The organism is Lactobacillus helveticus, from assembly GCF_046109915.1.
GTDB lineage: Bacteria > Bacillota > Bacilli > Lactobacillales > Lactobacillaceae > Lactobacillus > Lactobacillus helveticus.
On the sequence record NZ_CP151471.1, the window covers coordinates 261,393 to 281,170 of the forward strand.

At 36.8% G+C, this 19,778-nt stretch carries 20 protein-coding genes and 1 pseudogene; 11 read left to right on the forward strand and 10 right to left on the reverse strand.

Annotated elements, in window-relative coordinates; genetic code table 11:
- Positions 1–116: 116 nt before the first annotated feature.
- Genes AADV52_RS01435 through AADV52_RS01450 form a run of 4 tightly spaced genes read left to right on the forward strand, consistent with a single transcriptional unit; the run spans position 117 to position 3,054 of the window.
- Positions 117–776: an amino acid ABC transporter permease gene (locus tag AADV52_RS01435; RefSeq protein ID WP_003627894.1), complete on the forward strand. Its 660-nt coding sequence runs from the start codon at positions 117–119 to the stop codon at positions 774–776.
- Complete coding sequence (locus AADV52_RS01440) at positions 757–1,431, forward strand: amino acid ABC transporter permease (protein WP_014563318.1); 675 nt, start codon at positions 757–759, stop codon at positions 1,429–1,431. The genes AADV52_RS01435 and AADV52_RS01440 overlap by 20 nt, the downstream gene beginning before the upstream one ends.
- 9 nt (positions 1,432–1,440) lie before the next feature.
- The gene (locus AADV52_RS01445; protein ID WP_014563319.1) at positions 1,441–2,181 is read left to right on the forward strand and encodes an amino acid ABC transporter ATP-binding protein; all 741 of its coding nucleotides are present in this window, start codon (positions 1,441–1,443) and stop codon (positions 2,179–2,181) included.
- A 12-nt stretch (positions 2,182–2,193) separates the two neighbouring features.
- On the forward strand, positions 2,194–3,054 hold the full coding sequence (locus AADV52_RS01450) for a transporter substrate-binding domain-containing protein (RefSeq protein ID WP_007126420.1): 861 nt from the start codon (positions 2,194–2,196) through the stop codon (positions 3,052–3,054).
- Positions 3,055–3,100: 46 nt separating this feature from the next.
- Here AADV52_RS01450 and AADV52_RS01455 read toward each other — a convergent pair whose 3' ends face one another.
- Genes AADV52_RS01455 through AADV52_RS01465 form a run of 3 tightly spaced genes read right to left on the reverse strand, consistent with a single transcriptional unit; the run spans position 3,101 to position 4,974 of the window.
- Entirely contained in the window at positions 3,101–3,415 is a 315-nt protein-coding gene (locus AADV52_RS01455; protein ID WP_003631275.1) for a metal-sulfur cluster assembly factor, read from the reverse strand.
- Positions 3,416–3,417: 2 nt separating this feature from the next.
- The gene (sdaAA, locus tag AADV52_RS01460) at positions 3,418–4,299 is read right to left on the reverse strand and encodes an L-serine ammonia-lyase, iron-sulfur-dependent, subunit alpha (RefSeq protein ID WP_014918532.1); all 882 of its coding nucleotides are present in this window, start codon (positions 4,297–4,299) and stop codon (positions 3,418–3,420) included.
- A gap of 12 nt (positions 4,300–4,311) precedes the next feature.
- A complete protein-coding gene (locus AADV52_RS01465) occupies positions 4,312–4,974 on the reverse strand; it encodes a serine dehydratase beta chain (RefSeq protein ID WP_014918533.1) in 663 nt (220 codons plus the stop codon).
- 105 nt (positions 4,975–5,079) lie between these two features.
- Between AADV52_RS01465 and AADV52_RS01470 the strand changes: the two genes are divergently transcribed.
- The 6 genes from AADV52_RS01470 to AADV52_RS01495 all read left to right on the forward strand — a co-directional run bounded on the left by AADV52_RS01470 (position 5,080) and on the right by AADV52_RS01495 (position 9,028).
- Entirely contained in the window at positions 5,080–5,373 is a 294-nt protein-coding gene (locus AADV52_RS01470) for a hypothetical protein (RefSeq protein ID WP_014563321.1), read from the forward strand.
- Positions 5,374–5,460: 87 nt separating this feature from the next.
- The gene (locus AADV52_RS01475; RefSeq protein WP_014918534.1) at positions 5,461–6,489 is read left to right on the forward strand and encodes an SLAP domain-containing protein; all 1,029 of its coding nucleotides are present in this window, start codon (positions 5,461–5,463) and stop codon (positions 6,487–6,489) included.
- Positions 6,490–6,632: 143 nt separating this feature from the next.
- Positions 6,633–6,932 (forward strand): hypothetical protein, encoded by a 300-nt coding sequence (locus AADV52_RS01480; RefSeq protein WP_014918535.1) that lies wholly within the window; start codon positions 6,633–6,635, stop codon positions 6,930–6,932.
- Positions 6,933–7,080: 148 nt separating this feature from the next.
- On the forward strand, positions 7,081–8,313 hold the full coding sequence (locus tag AADV52_RS01485; protein ID WP_014918536.1) for an MFS transporter: 1,233 nt from the start codon (positions 7,081–7,083) through the stop codon (positions 8,311–8,313).
- Between the two features lie 132 nt (positions 8,314–8,445).
- A complete protein-coding gene (locus AADV52_RS01490; RefSeq protein ID WP_014918537.1) occupies positions 8,446–8,739 on the forward strand; it encodes a hypothetical protein in 294 nt (97 codons plus the stop codon).
- Complete coding sequence (locus tag AADV52_RS01495; protein WP_014918538.1) at positions 8,732–9,028, forward strand: DUF4160 domain-containing protein; 297 nt, start codon at positions 8,732–8,734, stop codon at positions 9,026–9,028. Before AADV52_RS01490 ends, AADV52_RS01495 begins: the two co-directional genes overlap by 8 nt.
- A gap of 57 nt (positions 9,029–9,085) precedes the next feature.
- On the opposite strand, the gene AADV52_RS01500 is transcribed toward AADV52_RS01495, so the two are convergent.
- The 7 genes and pseudogenes from AADV52_RS01500 to pyrF all read right to left on the reverse strand — a co-directional run bounded on the left by AADV52_RS01500 (position 9,086) and on the right by pyrF (position 18,453).
- Positions 9,086–10,363 carry an ISL3 family transposase gene (locus tag AADV52_RS01500; protein ID WP_126096173.1) on the reverse strand — a complete coding sequence of 426 codons (1,278 nt, stop codon included), beginning with the start codon at positions 10,361–10,363 and terminating at the stop codon, positions 9,086–9,088.
- A 168-nt stretch (positions 10,364–10,531) separates the two neighbouring features.
- Positions 10,532–11,014 (reverse strand): matrixin family metalloprotease, encoded by a 483-nt coding sequence (locus AADV52_RS01505; protein WP_014918541.1) that lies wholly within the window; start codon positions 11,012–11,014, stop codon positions 10,532–10,534.
- 225 nt (positions 11,015–11,239) lie between these two features.
- A complete protein-coding gene (locus tag AADV52_RS01510) occupies positions 11,240–12,571 on the reverse strand; it encodes a ClC family H(+)/Cl(-) exchange transporter (RefSeq protein ID WP_014918542.1) in 1,332 nt (443 codons plus the stop codon).
- Between the two features lie 98 nt (positions 12,572–12,669).
- Positions 12,670–15,294, reverse strand: coding sequence for a cation-translocating P-type ATPase (locus AADV52_RS01515; RefSeq protein ID WP_014918543.1), 2,625 nt, complete (start codon positions 15,292–15,294; stop codon positions 12,670–12,672).
- 210 nt (positions 15,295–15,504) lie between these two features.
- Positions 15,505–16,863: pseudogene (locus AADV52_RS01520) on the reverse strand (ClC family H(+)/Cl(-) exchange transporter).
- A 260-nt stretch (positions 16,864–17,123) separates the two neighbouring features.
- A complete protein-coding gene (gene pyrE, locus AADV52_RS01525) occupies positions 17,124–17,747 on the reverse strand; it encodes an orotate phosphoribosyltransferase (protein WP_014918545.1) in 624 nt (207 codons plus the stop codon).
- A gap of 1 nt (position 17,748) precedes the next feature.
- Positions 17,749–18,453 (reverse strand): orotidine-5'-phosphate decarboxylase, encoded by a 705-nt coding sequence (gene pyrF, locus AADV52_RS01530; RefSeq protein ID WP_014918546.1) that lies wholly within the window; start codon positions 18,451–18,453, stop codon positions 17,749–17,751.
- 254 nt (positions 18,454–18,707) lie between these two features.
- Here pyrF and AADV52_RS01535 point away from each other — a divergent pair, with 254 nt between their 5' ends.
- Entirely contained in the window at positions 18,708–19,631 is a 924-nt protein-coding gene (locus AADV52_RS01535) for a dihydroorotate dehydrogenase (protein WP_014918547.1), read from the forward strand.
- The last annotated feature ends 147 nt before the right edge of the window (positions 19,632–19,778 follow it).

A 19,778-nucleotide genomic window follows, 5' to 3' on the forward strand; every position in this document is an offset into this window, starting at 1 on the left:
TATTATATGATTTTTTGAAATAATAAACAAAAATTAAAAATTTATTTGACTTATATTAATAAGACTATTATTATTCACATTAAAGTAAGATATTTTAATGAATGAGAGGTATGTAAATGGATTGGACCATTATACAGCAGGCATTGCCAGCATATGGGCATGGCTTCGTTCTTACTGTTTGGCTATCATTGGTTGGGATTATTGGCTCAATCATTGTTGGAGTCATTGCAAGTTTGCTGCAATACTTTAAGACCCCGATCTTAAGTCAGATTGCAACAGCTTATGTCGAATTGGCACGCAATACACCGCTTTTAATTCAACTTTTCTTTTTGTATTATGCATTACCGGTAATTGGTTGGCGAATGTCATCAGTTACCGCTGGTATTATTGGTTTGATTTTCCTGGGTGGAGGCTACATGGCAGAAGGTTTTACCGGTGGCTTTCAAGGTGTAACGGATAGTCAGATTAATTCAGGCGAAGCATTAGGGATGAATCGCTTTCAATTAGCAAGATACGTTGTATTTCCTCAAGGTTTTGCCTTAAGTATGCCAGCTTTGGCAGCCAATGTGATTTTTCTAATTAAGGAAACATCTATTTTTACAGTGATTGCGATTCCTGAATTGACCAATACGGCATTGGATTTGATCGGGATGTATTACCGGTCTAATGAATATCTATTAATGTTGGTTATCGGGTATGCAATTATTATGATTCCAGTAATTTTACTTTTAAACTGGCTAGAAAGGAAAGTTCGTTATGGCGCATTCGGGGATTAATGTCTTATTTAGCGGCAGCAACTTTGACCGACTACTAGTTGGTTTATGGACATCTATTTGGATTGCTGCTTTGTCAATTTTTATTGGATTGCTTATTGGTACTGTCTTTGGCGTTCTTCGTACAATGCCAAATAAGATCATTCGTTGCATTTTAAGAGTCTACATGGAAATCTTTAGAATTTTACCTAGTGTAGTTCTACTTTATTTGGTTTATTACATTTTGCCTAGAAGCTTGCATATTAACTGGCCTGGCACTTGGATGGCAGTTTTAGCATTTTCGCTTTGGGTAGCAGCGGAATTCAGTGATATTGTTCGTGGGGCTTTGCAATCCGTACCATTAGCGCAAAAGGAAAGCGGTCTAGCTTTAGGATTGAGCAAGACGCAACTTTTCTTATATGTTTTGTTACCGCAAGCATTCAAATTGGAATTGCCAGCTACAATCAACTTGGCAACAAGAGTAATTAAAACAACTTCTATTTTAATGTTGATCAGTGTAATGGATGTTATCAATGTTGGACAACAAATTATTGAAGCAAATAATCAAAAATTCCCAACAGGTGTTTTCTGGGTTTATGGTTTGATCTTCTTCTTTTACTTTATCCTGGATTATCCTTTATCAGTATGGGCAAAGAGTTTAATGGCAAAGCAAAAATAGGTGAGAAAAATGACTGAAGAAATTTTAAAAGTGGAACATCTAAACAAGTTTTATGGTGACTGGCAAGCACTTCACGATATTAGCTTTAATTTGAAAAAGGGTGAAGTTTTGGCGATTCTGGGTCCCTCAGGTTCAGGTAAATCAACACTCTTAAGAACACTGAATGGTTTGGAAAATTATAAAAATGGTGAGATTGTCTTTCATGGTAAAAAGGTCCAGTCCTCTCAAAAAGAATGGCAAGCTATTCGACAAAAGATTGGCATGGTTTTTCAATCATATGATCTTTTTCCAAACCTAACAGTAATGCAAAATATTCTTTTGGCACCTACAAAGGTCCAAAAACGGGATCGAGCAGAAGTAGAACAAGAAGCACATCATTTGTTAAAACGGGTAAATATGGATCAATATGCTGACACGTATCCTCGAGAATTATCTGGTGGTCAACAACAAAGAGTGGCAATTGTCCGTACCTTAGTTATGAAGCCTGAAATTATTCTACTTGATGAAATTACTGCATCTCTTGACCCTGAAATGGTTCGTGGTATTGAAGATATTGTTAAAAAGCTTTCAGAAAATGATCATATGACGATGGTCTTAGTTACTCACCAAATGAACTTTGCTAAACGTGTCGCTGATCAAGTCCTCTTTTTGGAAAAAGGCAGGATTCTTGAGAAAACTCCTTGTGAACAGTTCTTTACTGAACCACAATCTGAAAGAGCTCAGCAATTCCTCACTGATATGGACTTCTAGGGGGATGAAACTATGAGTGGACGAAAGATATTCAACACTATTATTAGTGTAATTGCCGCTGTCGTAGTGTTAGCTTCAGCTTATATGGGTTTAACTAAACCATATCTAGCTCGTTCTGCTGGTGGTGGCGGTTGGAGTAACAATAATAGTGTGACCCAAATTAAGCGTCGAGGTTATATTCGAATTGGTGTTTATGGCGACTTACCACCATATGGTTGGGTTAACTCTCAAGGTAAACGGGTTGGTTTTGATTTGCGACTTGCACGAGAATTAGCTAAAGAATTAGGTGTGAAACCACGATTTACCCAACTTAACGGAAATAACCGGGTTGACGCATTGAATTCTAATAAAGTAGATATGGTCTTAGCCAACTTTACCAAGACTCCAGAAAGAGCAGAAGTAGTAGATTTTGCCCATCCTTACATGAAAGTATCAACTGGTGTCGTTTCACCTAAGAGTCACCCGATTACCAGTGAAAAGCAATTGCGAGGGAAACAATTGATTCTTTTGAAAGGATCAACGGGTGAAAACTACTTTGCTAACCGTCCTGGAATAAAGCTTTTACGTTTTGATTCAGAAACCCAGCAATTTAATGCAATGAAAAATAAGCGAGGAGCTGCATTAGCTGATGATAACTCCTACTTATATGCCTGGATTAAAAAGAATCCGCAATATGTAGTCGGAATTAGATCAATTGGTCCTCACCAATTTATTGCACCTGCTGTTAAGAAGGGTAACAAATCATTACTGAAGTGGACTAATAAACAAATCGATCGTTTGACTGCTGAAGGTTTCTTCAAAAAAGATTATCAAATTGAACTTAAACCATACTTTGGTAAAGGAATTGTGCCTAGCGACATTTTGCTAAAGTAAATCAAAAATGAAAAGAGAAGTAATTCAAACTTGGAATTACTTCTCTTTATTCTATGCCAAAATATTTTTTAGCTGTGTCGCTCATCTTATTTGGTGACCAAACAGGATACCAGACGAATTCGACGTCTACATTTTTAACTTCTTCTACTTGTTCTACTTCTGCTTTGATTTTATCAATTAAAAACTGGGTAAGTGGACAAGCTGGGGTAGTTAAAGTCATATTGATCAGACAAATGCCATCTTCATCTAAATCGATACCATAAATTAAGCCTAAATTGACTATATCGATATTTAATTCAGGATCGATTACCTTAGCTAGATGATTGATAATGTCATTTTTGATTGTTTCGCTATCACGCATGTTTAAACATCCTTGCCAAAAATCTTAGCTTTGATTGCTTGACCAGTAGGTGTGCCGGCTAAGCTGCCAATTCCGGTTTCACGAAGGGATGCTGGCATTTGATGGCCAACTTTTTTCATTGCATCAATGCATTCATCTGCAGGAATGACGCTGGTGCATCCCGCTAATGCCATATCTGCTGCAATTAAAGCATTTCCAGCACCGATTGCATTTCTTTTTACGCAGGGAACTTCAACTAAGCCAGCAATTGGATCACAAACTAAACCTAGTAAATTAGACATAGCGATAGATAATGCCTGAGCGCTTTGCTCTGCAGTTCCACCAGCTGCTTCAATTGCTGCAGCAGCTCCCATAGCAGAAGCTGAACCAACTTCTGCTTGACAACCACCTGTGGCACCGGCAATTTCTGCATTATTGGCAATAACTAAACCAAAGCCACCAGCAGTAAAGAGAAAACGAATCATTTGCTCTTCAGTTAAGTTCAATCTCTTTTTAAGCAGAAATAAAACTCCTGGTAAAGTACCTGAAGAACCAGCGGTGGGTGTAGCACAAATTACGCCCATGGCTGCGTTAACTTCGTTGGTAGCAATGGCGTTTTGGACTGCGTACATTATAGTATCGCCTGAGAGAGTATTATGTTGTTCACGATATTTTTTGATTTTAACTGCCTCGCCACCGGTTAAACCAGTCTTAGAAAAAACGCCATTACCTTTCCGGCCTTTTTCGACTGCCTTTTGCATGGTTGTAAGATTGTATTTCATTTTATTCCAAATTTCTTCGCGAGGAAGGCCAGATAATTGGATTTCCTGTCTGATAATTAATTCAGAGATCGGTAAGTGAAGTTTTTCAGAATCTGCGACTATTTCTTTAATATGGTTATACATTTTGGTCTCGCTTTATAGAATGATTACTGTTTTAAAAGTAGTTTTTAATTTACTGATTAAAGCTGGTTTTAAATAATTCCTGATGTCATATTCATAAATATTGCAATGTTCTGCTTTGAAAACCTGTTTTTTTCTGAAAGGTGCTTCTTTATTTAGCAACTCTGTCATCTTTTCCTCGTTTTGTAGGTTCTTAGTCTTATCAATAAATAGGATAATTGGTAAAGTTCCTGAAGGAATGATTTCTTCGCTATCCATGATAATTTGACGAATTTCAATTGCACCGCCACCGATTGAACACCCGGCTAACCTAATCTTCTTATGGTCATCATACATGTCTAGGATCGCCGTATTAGGGTGGTTAATAGGACTTTCACTTTTTTCTTCTACGAATCTTAGATCCATACCTTGTTCTCGGGCAATTTCAATAGCTTGAGGCACCCGAAGATCATCAGTTTTCATTCCCAATAAACCAGCAGCGATGGCATAGTCGGTGCCATGTCCTCTATGAGTTTGCGCGAAAGAATCATAATAGTGGACTGTAACTTTAGGAGGAACGCCACCAAAGATTTTATTTCCTGCTCGACCAATTGCCACTACACCGGCTGTATGAGAACTTGAGGGACCAACCATGACAGGTCCGATGATATCAAAAACACTCTTATAACGGTTAACCATTTTACCAACTCCTAAGGGTTACTTATTCTGTTTCTAATTATAACTATAATAGGAAAAGTTTACAGATATTTTCGTGGTATACTTTTAAAATAATGAGGTGGAATAATGAATCAAGAAAAAGAACAATTTAAGAATAATTTGAAAAAAGTGGCGGCTGAACAGGGCTCACGCCAAGCGATTTCTTATGAGGACTTGTTTAATCCTCGCTTTATGCAAAAGAATACTTCGTTTGTAACTATTGATGTTTTTGTGAAGGAATTAGGAGCTAAGAGTTTTCCAGATATTGATCATTTAGATAAAAAGATCGTTGATCAATTTGTTAAAAAAGAAACTAGATTCAATAGCTGGGAAGAAATGCAACAGCGCGCAATAAACGAGTATATGACTAGTTTATTTTAGTTATACGGTTATATTTGTATATAAGAAGTTCTAATTTCCTGCTAGAATATGAGTAAAAATATGTAGATTATTTTGGGAGGAAAAAAGATGAATAAGAGATTTTTAATTTCAGCAATTGCATTATTATCGTTAGGTACAGTAACTAACTTTAGTAGTCAAAAAGTATCTGCTGCTAGTATCGTAGTTAGATCAAAAGCTTTTGTTTACAATAGCCGTGGTCATCGGACAAGCAAATATTATTTGAAAGGCTCATATATTGGTCATGCTTTATCTAAGCGTATCCATGGTAGAAGCTATTATAAGGTTGGAGCTAACAAATATATCCGTAAAAGTAATGCTCGTTTGAAAAAATCTAGTGTTGCTTCAAAGTTAAACAATTCTAATAATTCATCTGTTTCAGCTACAGTTTCTAATCAAAAAAATGCTGCAAGTTTTATGAGTTTTTTAGCTAGTCAAAAGTCATTGTCAGCTGCACAAAGAAGTGAAGCTCGAACTGCTGCTAAATTGCTTAGAACGGGAAGCTTATCTAGTCAGAGTGCACCATCTTGGTTTAATAAGTATGTCAAATTGGGTGCAGCCAAGGATGCTACGAGTGCTGCTAATCTTAAAGCTTCAATCCAAGATTTGGAGAATGCCAATTCAGCTAGAGCTAAAGTTGGTTCAAGAAGACTAAAGGTATCGCCAATCTTAACTGCTATTTCAATGATTGATGCCGATTATCAAAAACAAGGTGGAGTACATCACCCACAATACTATAAGTATGAGGATAGTTTGGAAAGCATCTCAGCTGGGAGTGAGCCAATTACTATTTGGATGACCGAGAAGAATAACTGGAAGGAAGATGTTAGAAAGAATTCTAGTTTGAAATCACTTGAATTTCATCCAAACTGGGATAATCAAGCATACACTGATGCAGTAATGGGCGCTCATGGTTATAAAGTTGCAGGACACTACACTAATTTGGTTAACCGAAATCACCGTATTATGGGGATGGCTCATATGACTGATAATAATTATGGTTATGCCGATGTTTATAATGCTTCAAGCAAAAATAATAAAGGTTCTTTAACTTTAGGACAATACAAGAGTTTAGTTAATAGATGGTTGAATAGATAATTTAAATAGGTTTTAAAAGGTACTAAAAGTTATTTTCTTTTAGTACCTTTTCGTGTCTTTAGATCGAACTTATTTCTTAATAATGTTATGATTGAGCTAGAAAAAGATCAATAAAAATTAAAAGTTTTAGAAAGGAAAAAGTTATGACGGACCAAGAAATTATTCAAGAAATTGAAAAGAGCGTTAAGAATTCAGATAGCTGGAGCGTATATCATCATTTAAAGGACAATTTGTGTTACACAGCTTTAATGCTTCGTGAAACTAATACTAGTGTTGATACATTGGGTGTAAATCTTAACGTATTTAAGGGGAATGTTTATTTGTTCTTAGATAATGGTACTCCTGCAGAACCTGGTAAACCATTTTCAATTCAAAACTTGGATAGTTTGAAGGCAATGGAAGAACTATTGGAAATCGTTAAGCCATACCTTAAAAAGAATTAATTTAAAAAATAAGACTAGAAAATAAAGATGTCTCAAAAGTTAGAGATATCTTTATTTTTTCGTACATAATTTTAACTTTTCTTAAAACACAAGTAATCAATTTTTCCTTATAATAAAAAAAGATAATTTTTAGAAAGTTGGAAAAGAAGTGACACAGAAGAAGACTTTATTTCCTTGGTGGATTTTTATTGTATGTTGTTTTATTTCAATGATTGGTTTTGGACTAATCGTGAATACGATCGGATTGTTCTTTGGACCAATTAGTAATGAATTTGGAGTAGGTCGAGCTCAAGTTGCCTTGATGACGACTTTTCAAAATGCGGCAGCCGCAATTGCTTTGCTTTTTGCAGGAAAAATTATGGCAAAAAGTAATCTACGTTGGTTATTAACGGCATGTTTTGCCTTAATTTCTATTAGTATGATGAGCTTGGCTTTTGCCAATAACTTGCTTCATTTTTATCTTGCTTGGATAATAATTGGTGTTTGTCAGCCAATTGCTATTACTTTATCAATTCCGGTTTTACTAAGTAAATGGTTCAATGAAAAATTGGGTACAGTAATGGGTATTTCTCTTGGACTATCGGCACTTGGTGGAACAATTTTTAATCCAATCATTGCGGAAATTATTAAGCAATTTGGATGGCAAGGTGGCTTCGTTGGAGAAGCACTGCTTTTAGGATTAATCTTGGTACCACTAGCTCTTTCAATTAAACCAGTACCTTCCAAAAGATTTCCAGCATATGGTAAGGAAACACAAATTAAGAGAAAGAACTTAAGTGGTCTTGATCTGAAACAAGCATTGAAAATGCCTGTGTTCTATGCATTAGCCTTTGCCATGTTAGCTCTGCAATTTGTATCTGGATCAGTTCAACACATATCTGGTCATATTACTAATATTGGTATTTCTCCAATTACTGCAGCAACTGTAGTATCAGGTGTGATGATTGGAGCAGCTATTGGGAAAATCTCTATTGGTTACTTTTTAGATCGCTTTAATGCAAAATTGGTTCTTTTGATTTACTCACTCTTTGGTGTGATTGGCTGGGCTGGTCAAGCGATGCTTAAAGAAAGTAATCTATTGATTCTTTCAGCTGTAATTTTAGGTTTAGGACAGGGTGTATGTCTTGTAGCTTTGCCTTATTTAATCAGACAAATTTTGGGTGAAAGAGATTACAGCAATATCCTTTCAATTATCAATATGATTGGAGCCTTTGCTATGTCAGCTTCAGTTTATTTGATTGGCTTATTCTTTGATCAGACTGGCTCTTATAGTCTAGGTTGGTTGGTCAATGTGATTGCTTTTGCTCTTAGTTTCATAGTAATGATGGTCACTTTTAGAGTGAAAGAGAAGACAAATGAAGAAGTAGAAATGAGTAATTAGTAATAGTAGTTTCACACTGGTGTGAAGCTGCTTTTTAAATATTAAAAATTTATAAATCTTATGAAAAATGAAGCAAAAGTTCTCTTTTTTTGCGTAAAAAATATTGGTAGGTAAAATAGAAAGGAGAAAACTATGTTAGATTTTTTCATAAGAAAAGGTAAAAAAATGCTTTATCCATATATTGAATTTCCAAATGAATTGATAGTCACTCATTCAGAGATAAAGAAAGATAACTCAGTTTGGATAAATTTTGAACAGCCGTGTAAAAATGGCTTTAGGGAAGCACGTATTGCTTTGCCGCAGTATAAGTGGCTTTTCAATGAAGGATTCAGTGATAAAAAGATTAAGGAATTTGAACAATTCTCACATCAAAATGCAGCAACGGTTTATAAATATGCACGTTTAGGTGGAATTAATAATGCCTAATTTGTTTTCAGTTTCTGGTTACTTGATTTACTTTTGGTCAAATGAAAACAATGAACCAATACATGTGCATGTTTCTAAAGGAAGACCTACTAAACATGCAACTATATTCTGGTTAACAAGTGATCATGGTTGTATTCTGGCTACTAATGGAAGTAAAATTAGTAATCACGACATCAATAAGTTAAGTGATGTTATATCTGCTCAGTATGAGTATATTTGCGAAAAATGGAAGCTTTATGAAAAATGGAAGCTTTATTTTGATACTGAAAAAATAAAGTTTTATCTTTAGTATTAAAAAATGGTGGCTCTTTGTCAAATCCTGTTGATAGAGAGTAAATGAATAGAATCAAGCGGCCATTAAAAGGCTGTTTGGTTCTTTTTCTTTAAACAAGTTTTCCTCTAAACGAATTCTGGTTAAAAGATTGATAAAGTTAGAATAGCCGAAGGCTGTTCGCTCATTTTGTTTGATTTTGCGATTGAAGCCTTCAAGACAGCCGTTAGAATAAGGCAGGGCTGCTCCGTTAAGCACAGCTGTTAGATTATGCTTAAAGGTTAATAGTGTTTTGTGCATTAAAGTTCCAATTTGATCTTGGCAGTTGATTAACGATTTGAGCTCATGCGTATTGCCAGTTTCAACGGCTTGAATAAAGCTTTGCATCAGGTTATATGAATTCTCTAAAGCAGTGCTGGTGTTAATGCCTTCTGTAACTACTTGTGCTTGAGTTAAGCAGTCTTTGTAATGCCAGTTGTAGCGAGGATGAACTTTTTCAAGCTCATCAAACTTCTTCAAGTATAATTTCCAGGGAGATTTGAGCAGCTGATACTGTCTGGATCTTTTATCAAAGGTCTTCATGACTTGGACTCTTAGTGAGTTGAAAGAACGCGTAAGCATTTGAATCATATGAAAACGATCGATGACAATCTGAGAGTTAGGAAAACAAGCTCTGACGATATCTTGATAGTAAAAATTAAGATCCATCGTGACCGTCTTAACGTTAGCTCTAGCTTGGGGCGAGAAACGACCAAAATACTTAAGCAGCGTCTTCTTGTAGCGAGTTCTAAGAATCTGCACGACTTGATGACTATCGCCGTCTAAGCAGATAAAGTGCAGCTGACGGTCGACTCCTTTAAACTCATCAAAAGCTAAATGAGCTGGCAAATATTCGTAGCTATCAATAAACCGGTGTGAACAGTTGCCCAGTACTCTTTGAACAGTATTAATTGAAATATTGTTTTCTCTGGCAATGCTGGTCATAGATCGATCTTCAGTTAAAGCTGACAATACTTTAAGCTTAGAGGCATTAGAAATAGAACAGTATTTATTTACCAATTCAGACTGAGCCATAGACCAGCACTCACAAGCGCGACATTTAACTCGTTGCTTAGCCAATCTGATAATGACCGGTAAACTTGCATTAGCTGTCGGATAGTGAATGTTGGTAATCAAATGGCCATTGTGTAAGAGATCTAGGGAGCCGCAGAAAGGACAAGCCGGTTGAAGCAATTCAGCTTCATAGATTTTATGCTTTTGCAGTTTGATCGATTTATAGAAATAATCTTTAAAAACAATATTTTCATCTTTAACATCAAGCTCGAATTTAATACAATGATTAAGAGAGGACATAGAAATCACCTTTATTTATAAGAATTTGTGTGGAAACGATTTTTATTGAAGAGGACTATGTCCTCTTTTTTGCAATAAAAAATCCTGTTAACAGCTTATCATATAGATAAGTCATCAACAGGAAAAATTATAGAGCCAAAATGGTTGTCAAAATGACAACCATTTTTGTTATCTCTTGTGATAAATTCTTTTTACTGCTTCAATATCACATTTTTGAATAGTATAGGCATTTTCATCTGATACTGCTGGGTTCATAACAGATGGTTCAGTGTCATTATGTGCATGACCTAATTCATGTTCAGCCACCGCTAGTTGAATATGAGAACTGAGTTGATTGAGATAGTAATCATTAAGGTAAATGATCGAACCATAAAGATATCCACGAGGAACATTTGCCATTTGAGTCATTCCTGCCCAAGTTGTCTCACCATAATTGCCACTAGTGATTAAAATATTAGTTTTTTTAAGATTCTTAACTTGTCTAAAGCAAAAAGCTTTGGTCTTATTCCATGCCTTCAGTGCTTTTTGAACTAATTCATAATCGGGATTATGAGAGTTTAAGTAGATTAAAACATTCGCAGTTGGAATACGATTTTTCTTAGATTTGCTCTTTTTTTTGCTTGATTTTCCTGTTTTTCCTGCCAGAATCAATTTTAATCTTAGTAACTTTTCTTTTGTTTCTTATTTTTTTATGTGCGGTTGCTTGTACGTTGGTAGGTGGACAGAATATTTCCACTGAACCAACTGCGCCTAATAACATGGTTAAAACAATTATTTTCTTTAAAAATTTAAAGTGTCGCATAATCACAGCTACTTTCTATATAAGTTCAATATAGAGCAAAAGAAAATGCGCGACAAGAGTCGTGCATAGCTTCTTTAATTCAATTTATGATAATTCATTTGTAAGCGTAGAGCTTCATAGATTGGTTTACCGCCCAATAGATCGGGGACGTAGTAAGCAAAGAAAACTGTGATAATCATTGGTAGAACTTGTTGGATCGTACCTACCATTTCTGTTAGTAGCATAATTGCAGCGAATAGGGCTTTTTCGATCGCTCCAAAGTAGGCAGCCATAGAGATAACCAAAATGTGTGGGTAATACATTGGTGCGATGATCTGTGCTTTAATCAATAAGTTAGCGCAAATAATGCCTAAAAGAGCACCAAGTACCAGGATTGGCATAAAAATACCTCCGGGAACTGATGAACCATATGAGAGCATTGAAAAAATAAAGCGAATCATAAAGAGCAAAATAGGAATTGTGATAAAGCTCCAAGAACTGATTTGGTGTAAGCCAAGATTATTATTGAATAAATCATCAATTAGTACATGGGAACCACCTAATAAACGAGCATTCCAAAGTCCAACGGGAATAATTAAGACAAATGGAATAATGGTGGCTGGCAGTTTCTTTATTTTGTTAAACCATGGCTTTAAACTTAACAAAACATATTGGTAGAGATAAGCTAGTAAGCCTAATGCAATACCAATTAATGGTAATGACCAGTATATTTTTACTGGTAAATATCCGTTTACTGGCAAGTATAGGCAAGGCTTGTTACCAAAGAAAAGGATAGTCACAAAATCGGCGGAAAAAGTGGCCGCCAAAATGGAAATAACTTTTCTAGGTTTGAAACTGAAGGAAATCTCTTCGACTAAGAAAAGTGCTCCAGCAATGGGTGCACTAAAAGCAGCAGCTAATCCTGCAGCCACACCACATTCTTGCATTTCTTTAAGTCCTTCTGCATCGGTTTTGAAAGTCTTTTCTGCTAGTCCTTGGCTAATCATAGCTCCCATTTCGATACAGGGACCTTCACGACCTAACATTAAACCTGGGCAAATTGCTAAAAGTCCGCCGATAAATTTACGCCAGAGAATTGACCACCATGGCATTTGGTTCTCATTAAGAAAAATAGCCTCAATTTGTGGAACGCCAGAGCCAATAACTTGATCAAGGTAAGGTGCGGTGATTTTTCCTAGTATAAAAGTAATAAATATCATTAATAGAATATAAGGAAGAATCAAAACTTGATGAGCTGCCATTTGTGAGTAAAGACGATAAAGCAGTTGCATTGTTTGATCAATAATCCAACGGAAGATACTAACGATCAGCCCAGTAACTAGACCAACTGCAATTGCACGTATGAGACGAGCGGTTATATTAGTAGTAAATGGTCTTCGCAATATTTGTTTTGCATTTTTTATCATTGTTTGTTATATCCTCATTACATTTAAATACATCTCTATCCTAACAAAAAAATACCCAAGAAAAAAACGGTTCTGCAAAAAAACAGAACCGTTTCTAATTATCTTCTTTGTTCACTGATTACTTTTACAATTTGAATCAAAATGGTTGGCGCTAAGGCTGAGCCAATAATCCAAAGAAGTTGATTGCCAGTTAAAGGAGTTACTGCAAACAACCCGTGCAATGCAGGTACAAATAAGATTAATGCTAAAAGCAAAGTACCTACGGCAAATGCAGCTAAGCTGTACCAGTTCTTCTTGAAGCCAATCTTGAAAATGCTGTGTTGTGAACGGCAGTTGAAACCGTGAAGCAATCTAGCAAATGTCAAAGTAGAGAAGGCCATCGTACATGCAACAGCTGGACTAGTTTGACGACCAATCATGAAGGCGGTAATTACGCCGACTGCAATGATCAAACCTTGAAGTCCTACCTTGGTAACTAATGACTTATTCAAGATACCAACCTTAGGATCACGTGGCTTTCTATCCAAGATATCAGGAGCACCCGGTTCCACACCGATTGCTAAAGCTGGAAGAGAGTCAGTAACTAAGTTAATGAACAGTAATTGCACAGCGACAAATGGAACTGAGAAGCCACCGATTGAGGCAAATAGTACTGTGATGATGGCTGACAAGTTACCTGAAAGCAGGTACATAATAGCATTTTTAATGTTTTCAAAAACAGTTCTACCATTTGCAACAGCCTTAATGATAGTTGCGAAGTTATCATCAGCCAAGATCATGCTGGCAGCATCTTTAGATACTTCTGTACCTGTGATACCCATAGCAACACCAATGTCGGCTTTCTTCAAAGCAGGGGCATCGTTAACACCGTCACCAGTCATAGAAACAATGTGATCTTTCTTTTGCCATGCGTTAACGATCCTGATCTTGTTTTCAGGAGATACACGAGCATAAACGGCGATTTTTTCAATCTTTTGCCCAAGCTCTTCATCACTCATCTTATCAAGTTCAAGACCAGTAACAGCCATGTCGCCATCATTGAAGATGCCGATCTTTTTAGCAATAGCAACTGCAGTAACCTTGTGGTCACCAGTAATCATTACAGTGCGAATACCAGCCTTTTTAGCTCTGGCAACAGCTTCAATACTTTCTTCACGAGGTGGATCCATTTCAGATACCAAACCAATGAAAGTAAAGCCGTTTTCTGTTTCAGGGGTTAAATCTTCATCGCTTTCTTTATAAGCGAAGGTCAAAACACGCAAACCATTTTCTGAGAAGTGTTGGTTTTGAGCTAAGATTTGCTTCTTATCTTCTTCAGTGATTGGGCGAACTTCATCATCTAATCTGATGTTGACGCAGCGATCAAGCAAGACATCGATTGCACCCTTAACGAAGATAGTAGGAACTGTATGAATCAGGTGCTTAGTACTCATCAATTTTCTGTCAGAGTCAAAAGGAACTTCTTGCTTACGAGTTAACAGTCCTCTTAAATCTTCTTCTGATATGCCTAAACCTTTATCACCTAAGTCGATACCAGGTACTTGGCGGTACATTTCTAATAATGCGTATTCAGTTGGGTCACCGATTCCCTTACCATTAACTAAGCTAGAATCGTTGTTTAACACTGCATCATATAGTAAGTAACGGTGCAATTGATTGTCTAGATTAAGTTGATTTGGCTTAAGGGTTTTGCCACCGATATAGATATCTTGGACTGTCATCTTGTTTTGAGTTAAAGTACCGGTCTTGTCAGAACAAATAACTGATACTGAACCAAGTGATTCAACGGCAGCCAAGTTTTTAATAATGGCATTTTCCTTGGCCATTTTTTGCGTACCCATAGCTTGCACGATGGTTACGATTGAACTTAAAGCTTCAGGAATTGCGGCTACAGCCAATGCTACTGCAAAGAGCAGGGCATCCATAATTGGCTGACCACGCCAGATTTGCAAACCAAGCACGATAGCACAGATGATTAAAATTGCTGTAGCCAGTTTGGAAGAGAACTTATCCAGTGAAATTTGCAATGGGGTACGACGTTCCTTGGTTTCATTCATCAAGGAAGCGATCTTACCGATTTCTGTGTTCATCCCTGTGGCGGTAACTACCACATTAGCACGACCATAAGTTACTAAAGAACTCGAGTAAACCATGTTAATGCGATCGCCAAGCGGCATTTCGTGATCAAATTCTACATCTGCCTTATCAATGTTGGTTGATTCACCAGTTAAAGAACTTTCATTAACTTGCAGTGAGAAGTTGTCCAAAATACGGCCGTCGGCTGTGACCATGTCACCGGCTTCTAAGAGCATAATATCGCCGGGTACAACATCTTTTGAATCAATTTCAATCTTTTTGCCATCACGCAAGACCTTGGCGCTAGGCGAGGACAGGGACTTTAATGATTCAAGCGATTTTTCAGCCTTGATGTGCTGCACAGTACCTAAAATTGCATTCAGGATTAAGACAGCGATAATTACCAAAGTACTTTCAAGTTCGCCAGTAAAGGCAGAAATGACAGCGGCGATAATTAAGATAATTACCATTAAGTCTTTAAATTGTTCTAAAAAGACCTGCAATGGTGTCTTCTTTTTGCCTTCAATTAAGACGTTCTTGCCATACTTAGCTAAGTTGTCCTTAGCCTGCTGAGATGACAAACCACCGCTAGCCGTCTTTAGTTCTTCTAAGACTTTAGCTTTGGTCTGTAAATAATATTGTTTCAATATAAGACCCTCCAATAAACTTCAGTAAGTCCCAAACAAAAAAGAGACTACTGCATAAACTTAAGAGCGTTTATGTAATAGTCTCACCATTTAAACTCACAGCGGAAATTGCTTTCGTGACTTGACGCCATGAGTACAATTATTTGTCGGTTACTCCCTATATGTATAATAAATTTATATCATACATGTATCTTTTTTTCAACTGAAATCTTAATTCTTTGTTTTATTATCAGATAATTTGTGATAATCCATTTGCAAACGTAAGGCTTCGTAGACTGGCTGACCACCAAGAAGGTCTAATACGTAGTAGGCAATAAAGATGGTGATTACCATTGGTAAAACTTGCTGAACCGTGCCGACCATTTCAGTGATTAACATTACAGCGGTGAATGGTGCCTTTTCAATTGCACCAAAATATGCGGCCATTGAGATAACCAAAATATGTGGGTAATAGGTTGGAGTAATAATATTAGTCTTGATCATTAGATTTGCACAAAAGATTCCAAGAATAGCTCCTAAAACCAGGATCGGCATGAAGATACCACCAGGAACAGCTGAGCCGTATGAAAGCATGGAGAAGACAAATCTTATGACGAATAATAAAACTGGAATTAAAACAAAACTCCATGAAGTAGCCGCATGTATTCCCAGATTATTTTTGAAAAGATCATCGATTAAAACGTGAGAACCACCAAGTAAATGTGCATTCCATAAACCAACAGGAATAATCAAAACAAATGGAATGATGCTGTGATAAATTGCCGGTATTTTCTTAATCTTGTTAAACCAAGGCTTGAGGCTAAGCAAAGTATATTGATATACATATGCAAGCAAGCCTAATGCTACGCCGATAATAGGTAAAGTCCAATAAATCTTAAGGGGCAGATAGCCGTTAACTGGTAAATATAAACATGGTTGATTGCCAAAAAATAGAATTGTGACGAAATCGGCTGAGAAGGTTGCTGCTAAGATTGCAATGACTTTCTTAGGCTTAAAATTGAAAGAAATTTCTTCGACTAAGAATAATGCACCTGCTATTGGAGCGCTAAAAGCAGCCGCAAGCCCAGCGGCGACACCGCATTCTTGCATTTCTTGCAATTCTTCTCCATCTGACTTAAATGCAGTTTCTGCTAATCCTTGGCCAACCATAGATCCCATTTCAATACATGGACCTTCACGTCCTAGCATTAGTCCAGGACAAATAGCTAACAAACCTCCTATAAATTTGCGCCAAAGGACGGACCACCAAGGCATTTTGTTTTCATTTAGGAAAATTGCTTCAATTTGTGGTACCCCTGATCCTACTAGTTGATCAAGATAAGGGACAATAATTTTACCCAAAATAATGGTAATTACAATCATTAATATAATGTAAGGAATTATCCACACAGTGTTGGCCCTCATTTGCGGATAAATAAAATAAAGTATTTGCATAGTATGATCGATTATCTAGCGAAATATACTAACTATTAATCCGGTAATTAATCCTACAGTAATTGCTCGAACCAACCGTCCAGTAATAGTACTAGAAAATGGGTGGTGTAATATTTGAGTAGCTTTTTTTATCATTCTTAAACATCTTCATATCTTTTATATTTACAACAACTATTACACTTTTATCCTAGCAAAATAATGGGAAAAAAGTATTATATTTTGATGTATGAAGATAGTTAATTTTAGAAAATATTTTAGTAGCAGATCCAACTATAGATGTTCATGAAAATGTCAGTTTGAATAAACTGAATTCTAATGTGCTAACTCAACTTGACATTAATAGAAAATTTATCTAATGAAAAAAGGACCAACTTTGAAAGTTGATCCCTTTTTTGTTACTTCCAAGCCCATGGATCTTCATGCCAGGTCTTTAATGTTTGGTATTGTTCCCGTGTAATATGACCAAACTCATTTTCCTTTTTCAGTAGTTCTGGATAAGAAAGAAGCGGTGCATATTTAACGTTTGCTTTTTCAAAGTTTTCTTTTGCATCAGGCAAGTAATAAGTAAAGATTGAAGAAACACCGATGACATTGCCGCCATCTTTTTCAGTTACCTTAACTGCATTTAAAACAGAGCCACCTGTAGTGATCAGATCATCAATTAATACAATCTTGTCATTTGCAGTAAAACGACCTTCAATTTGGCGACCTTTACCGTGGTCCTTTGGCTTAGGACGAACATAGATCATTGGCAGGTGCAATTTTTCAGCAACAAGTGCCGCATGGGGAATGCCTGCTGTGGCTACTCCGCCGATAATAGTTGCTTCAGGGAATTCTTTTGCAATTAAATTAGCTAAGTCACTGGCGATCATGTCGCGCAAGTCGGGGTAAGAGACAGTTAAGCGCAGATCTGTATAAATTGGTGACAGCATCCCGCTAGCATAAGTAAATGGTTTGTCAGGTGAAATAGTAATAATTTTTTCTTGAATAAGTTGACTGATAATTTGATCTTGATGCATGTTAATTAAACTCCTTTTTAATTGCTTCGTATGCTGCATGAGGGTCGCTTGTTAAGGTTATAGGACGACCTACTACGATGGCAGTTGAGCCCCATTCTCTTGCTTGAGCTGGTGTAGCCACACGGGACTGATCATCTTTACTACTTCCTTTTGGTCGGATGCCAGGTGTGACATACAAAAAGTCATTACCAATTGCCTGATGTAATTCTTTAACTTCGAGTGGTGAACAAATTACGCCATCGGCTCCTGACTTTTTAGCCGTTTTAGCAAGACTCATTACTTGTTCACTAATTGATAAAGCACAATTTTGTTCAAAACGCAAAACTTCATCAGAGATGGAAGTTAATTCAGTGACAGCTAAAAGTTTAGGTACATTTGCACCATTCGGAGTTCCCGCAATCAGCCCGTCTTTTGCGGCTTGAATCATTTGGCTGCCACCAAGTGCATGAACAGTAGTGTAAGTGATGCCGAGATTAGCGAGCTGTTTTGCTGCTTGATAAACAGTGTTGGGGATATCGTGCAATTTTAAATCTAAAAAGATTTGGTAGCCTTGTTTAGCTAATTTTTTTACTAATTCAGGACCCGTGTGATAGAAAAGTTCCATGCCAATCTTGATAAAAACATCTTGCGGCTGTCCTAAGTTAGATAAGATTTTTGTTAATTGTTCTTGATTGTCAACGTCTAAAGCAACAATTACAGGTTTCATTTTCCCTCCATACAAAAAAGTCTATACCAGTGCAGAGAGACACCAGGTATAGACTTTCCCTAGATAAATTTAAGCCAATATTTTGAACTTGCGGTCTCTCTGTACCGTTTAAAGTTTGATCAAGGTGAAGTTTAACACCCCTGATTAGAAAATACAACAGCAAATTTTTGACCTTGCAAAAAAATAAAAGGCGTGTAGAATCAATTTCTAAAAAATAAGCGAATGACAGAGAGCATTCATTTTGGAGGGAAATTATGGTTAATACTCATGTAAATTTACCAGGTCTAGATTTGAAGAATCCAGTGATGCCGGCTAGTGGCACCTTTGGTTTTGGCGATGTGCCAGCCGCACAAAAATTTGATTTAAACGACTTAGGTGCAATGGTGATTAAAACAACGACGCCGCACGCTACGACTGGTAATCCGCAGCCACAAATTGCGATCTTAGAAGATGGCGTTTTAAATTCTGTAGGGTTAACTAATCCCGGGGTTGATCAGGTAATTAGTGAAAAATTAACTAAGTTACGTCATCAATATCCTAACTTACCGATTATGGCCAGCGTAGGCGGAGACAGCGAAGAAGATTATGTCGAAGTCGCTAAAAAGTTGTCTGCTTCTGGCTTAGTCAATGCGTTAGAAATTAATGTGTCCTGTCCTAACGTGGCACAAGGCGGCATGAGTTTTGGCGTTCATGCCGGTGTAGTTGAAAAGTTAACCAAAAAGATTAAGATGGCAGTTGCTTTGCCAATTTATGTCAAATTAACTCCTAATGTGACTGATATTGTTGAGATTGCTAAAGCAGCCGAATCCGGTGGTGCAGACGGGATTTCGATGATTAATACTCTGTTAGGAATGCGGATCGATATTAAAACTAGAAAGCCCCTTTTAGGTCACAACATGGGCGGCTTATCTGGTGAAGCTGTGAAGCCGATTGCCATTCGCATGATTAGTCAGGTCCGTCAAGCTATAACTTTGCCAATCATCGGGATGGGCGGAATCAATTCTGCTCAAGATGTCATCGAATTTATGCTAGCTGGTGCTAATGCCGTAGCAGTTGGGACTGCTCATTTTAACGATGAACTGGCAAGTAAGCATATTGCCGAAGAATTACCAGCTGAACTAGAAAAATTAGGCATTGAAGATATCAATGATTTAGTCGGTCAAGTTAAATTTAATTAACTCTTGACAAACATATTCAATTACAGTAACTTTAAAGCAATGAATGTCCTTTAAAATTAGTCCCGTGAGGCTAGCAAGGCAGGCTTAAATAGTTTTACTTTACTAAAAGCTCCTAGTCTCAATGTAGGCCGGGAGCTTTTTTCATGG

Excerpts from the sequence above, each read along its gene's own strand:
- AADV52_RS01435 (WP_003627894.1), top strand. The coding sequence starts at position 117 with ATGGATTGGACCATTATACAGCAGGCATTGCCAGCATATGGGCATGGC.
- AADV52_RS01440 (WP_014563318.1), top strand. The coding sequence starts at position 757 with ATGGCGCATTCGGGGATTAATGTCTTATTTAGCGGCAGCAACTTTGAC.
- AADV52_RS01445 (WP_014563319.1), top strand. The coding sequence starts at position 1,441 with ATGACTGAAGAAATTTTAAAAGTGGAACATCTAAACAAGTTTTATGGT.
- AADV52_RS01450 (WP_007126420.1), top strand. The coding sequence starts at position 2,194 with ATGAGTGGACGAAAGATATTCAACACTATTATTAGTGTAATTGCCGCT.
- AADV52_RS01455 (WP_003631275.1), bottom strand. The coding sequence starts at position 3,415 with ATGCGTGATAGCGAAACAATCAAAAATGACATTATCAATCATCTAGCT.
- sdaAA (WP_014918532.1), bottom strand. The coding sequence starts at position 4,299 with ATGTATAACCATATTAAAGAAATAGTCGCAGATTCTGAAAAACTTCAC.
- AADV52_RS01465 (WP_014918533.1), bottom strand. The coding sequence starts at position 4,974 with ATGGTTAACCGTTATAAGAGTGTTTTTGATATCATCGGACCTGTCATG.
- AADV52_RS01470 (WP_014563321.1), top strand. The coding sequence starts at position 5,080 with ATGAATCAAGAAAAAGAACAATTTAAGAATAATTTGAAAAAAGTGGCG.
- AADV52_RS01475 (WP_014918534.1), top strand. The coding sequence starts at position 5,461 with ATGAATAAGAGATTTTTAATTTCAGCAATTGCATTATTATCGTTAGGT.
- AADV52_RS01480 (WP_014918535.1), top strand. The coding sequence starts at position 6,633 with ATGACGGACCAAGAAATTATTCAAGAAATTGAAAAGAGCGTTAAGAAT.
- AADV52_RS01490 (WP_014918537.1), top strand. The coding sequence starts at position 8,446 with ATGTTAGATTTTTTCATAAGAAAAGGTAAAAAAATGCTTTATCCATAT.
- AADV52_RS01495 (WP_014918538.1), top strand. The coding sequence starts at position 8,732 with ATGCCTAATTTGTTTTCAGTTTCTGGTTACTTGATTTACTTTTGGTCA.
- AADV52_RS01500 (WP_126096173.1), bottom strand. The coding sequence starts at position 10,363 with ATGTCCTCTCTTAATCATTGTATTAAATTCGAGCTTGATGTTAAAGAT.
- AADV52_RS01510 (WP_014918542.1), bottom strand. The coding sequence starts at position 12,571 with ATGATAAAAAATGCAAAACAAATATTGCGAAGACCATTTACTACTAAT.
- pyrE (WP_014918545.1), bottom strand. The coding sequence starts at position 17,747 with ATGCATCAAGATCAAATTATCAGTCAACTTATTCAAGAAAAAATTATT.
- pyrF (WP_014918546.1), bottom strand. The coding sequence starts at position 18,453 with ATGAAACCTGTAATTGTTGCTTTAGACGTTGACAATCAAGAACAATTA.
- AADV52_RS01535 (WP_014918547.1), top strand. The coding sequence starts at position 18,708 with ATGGTTAATACTCATGTAAATTTACCAGGTCTAGATTTGAAGAATCCA.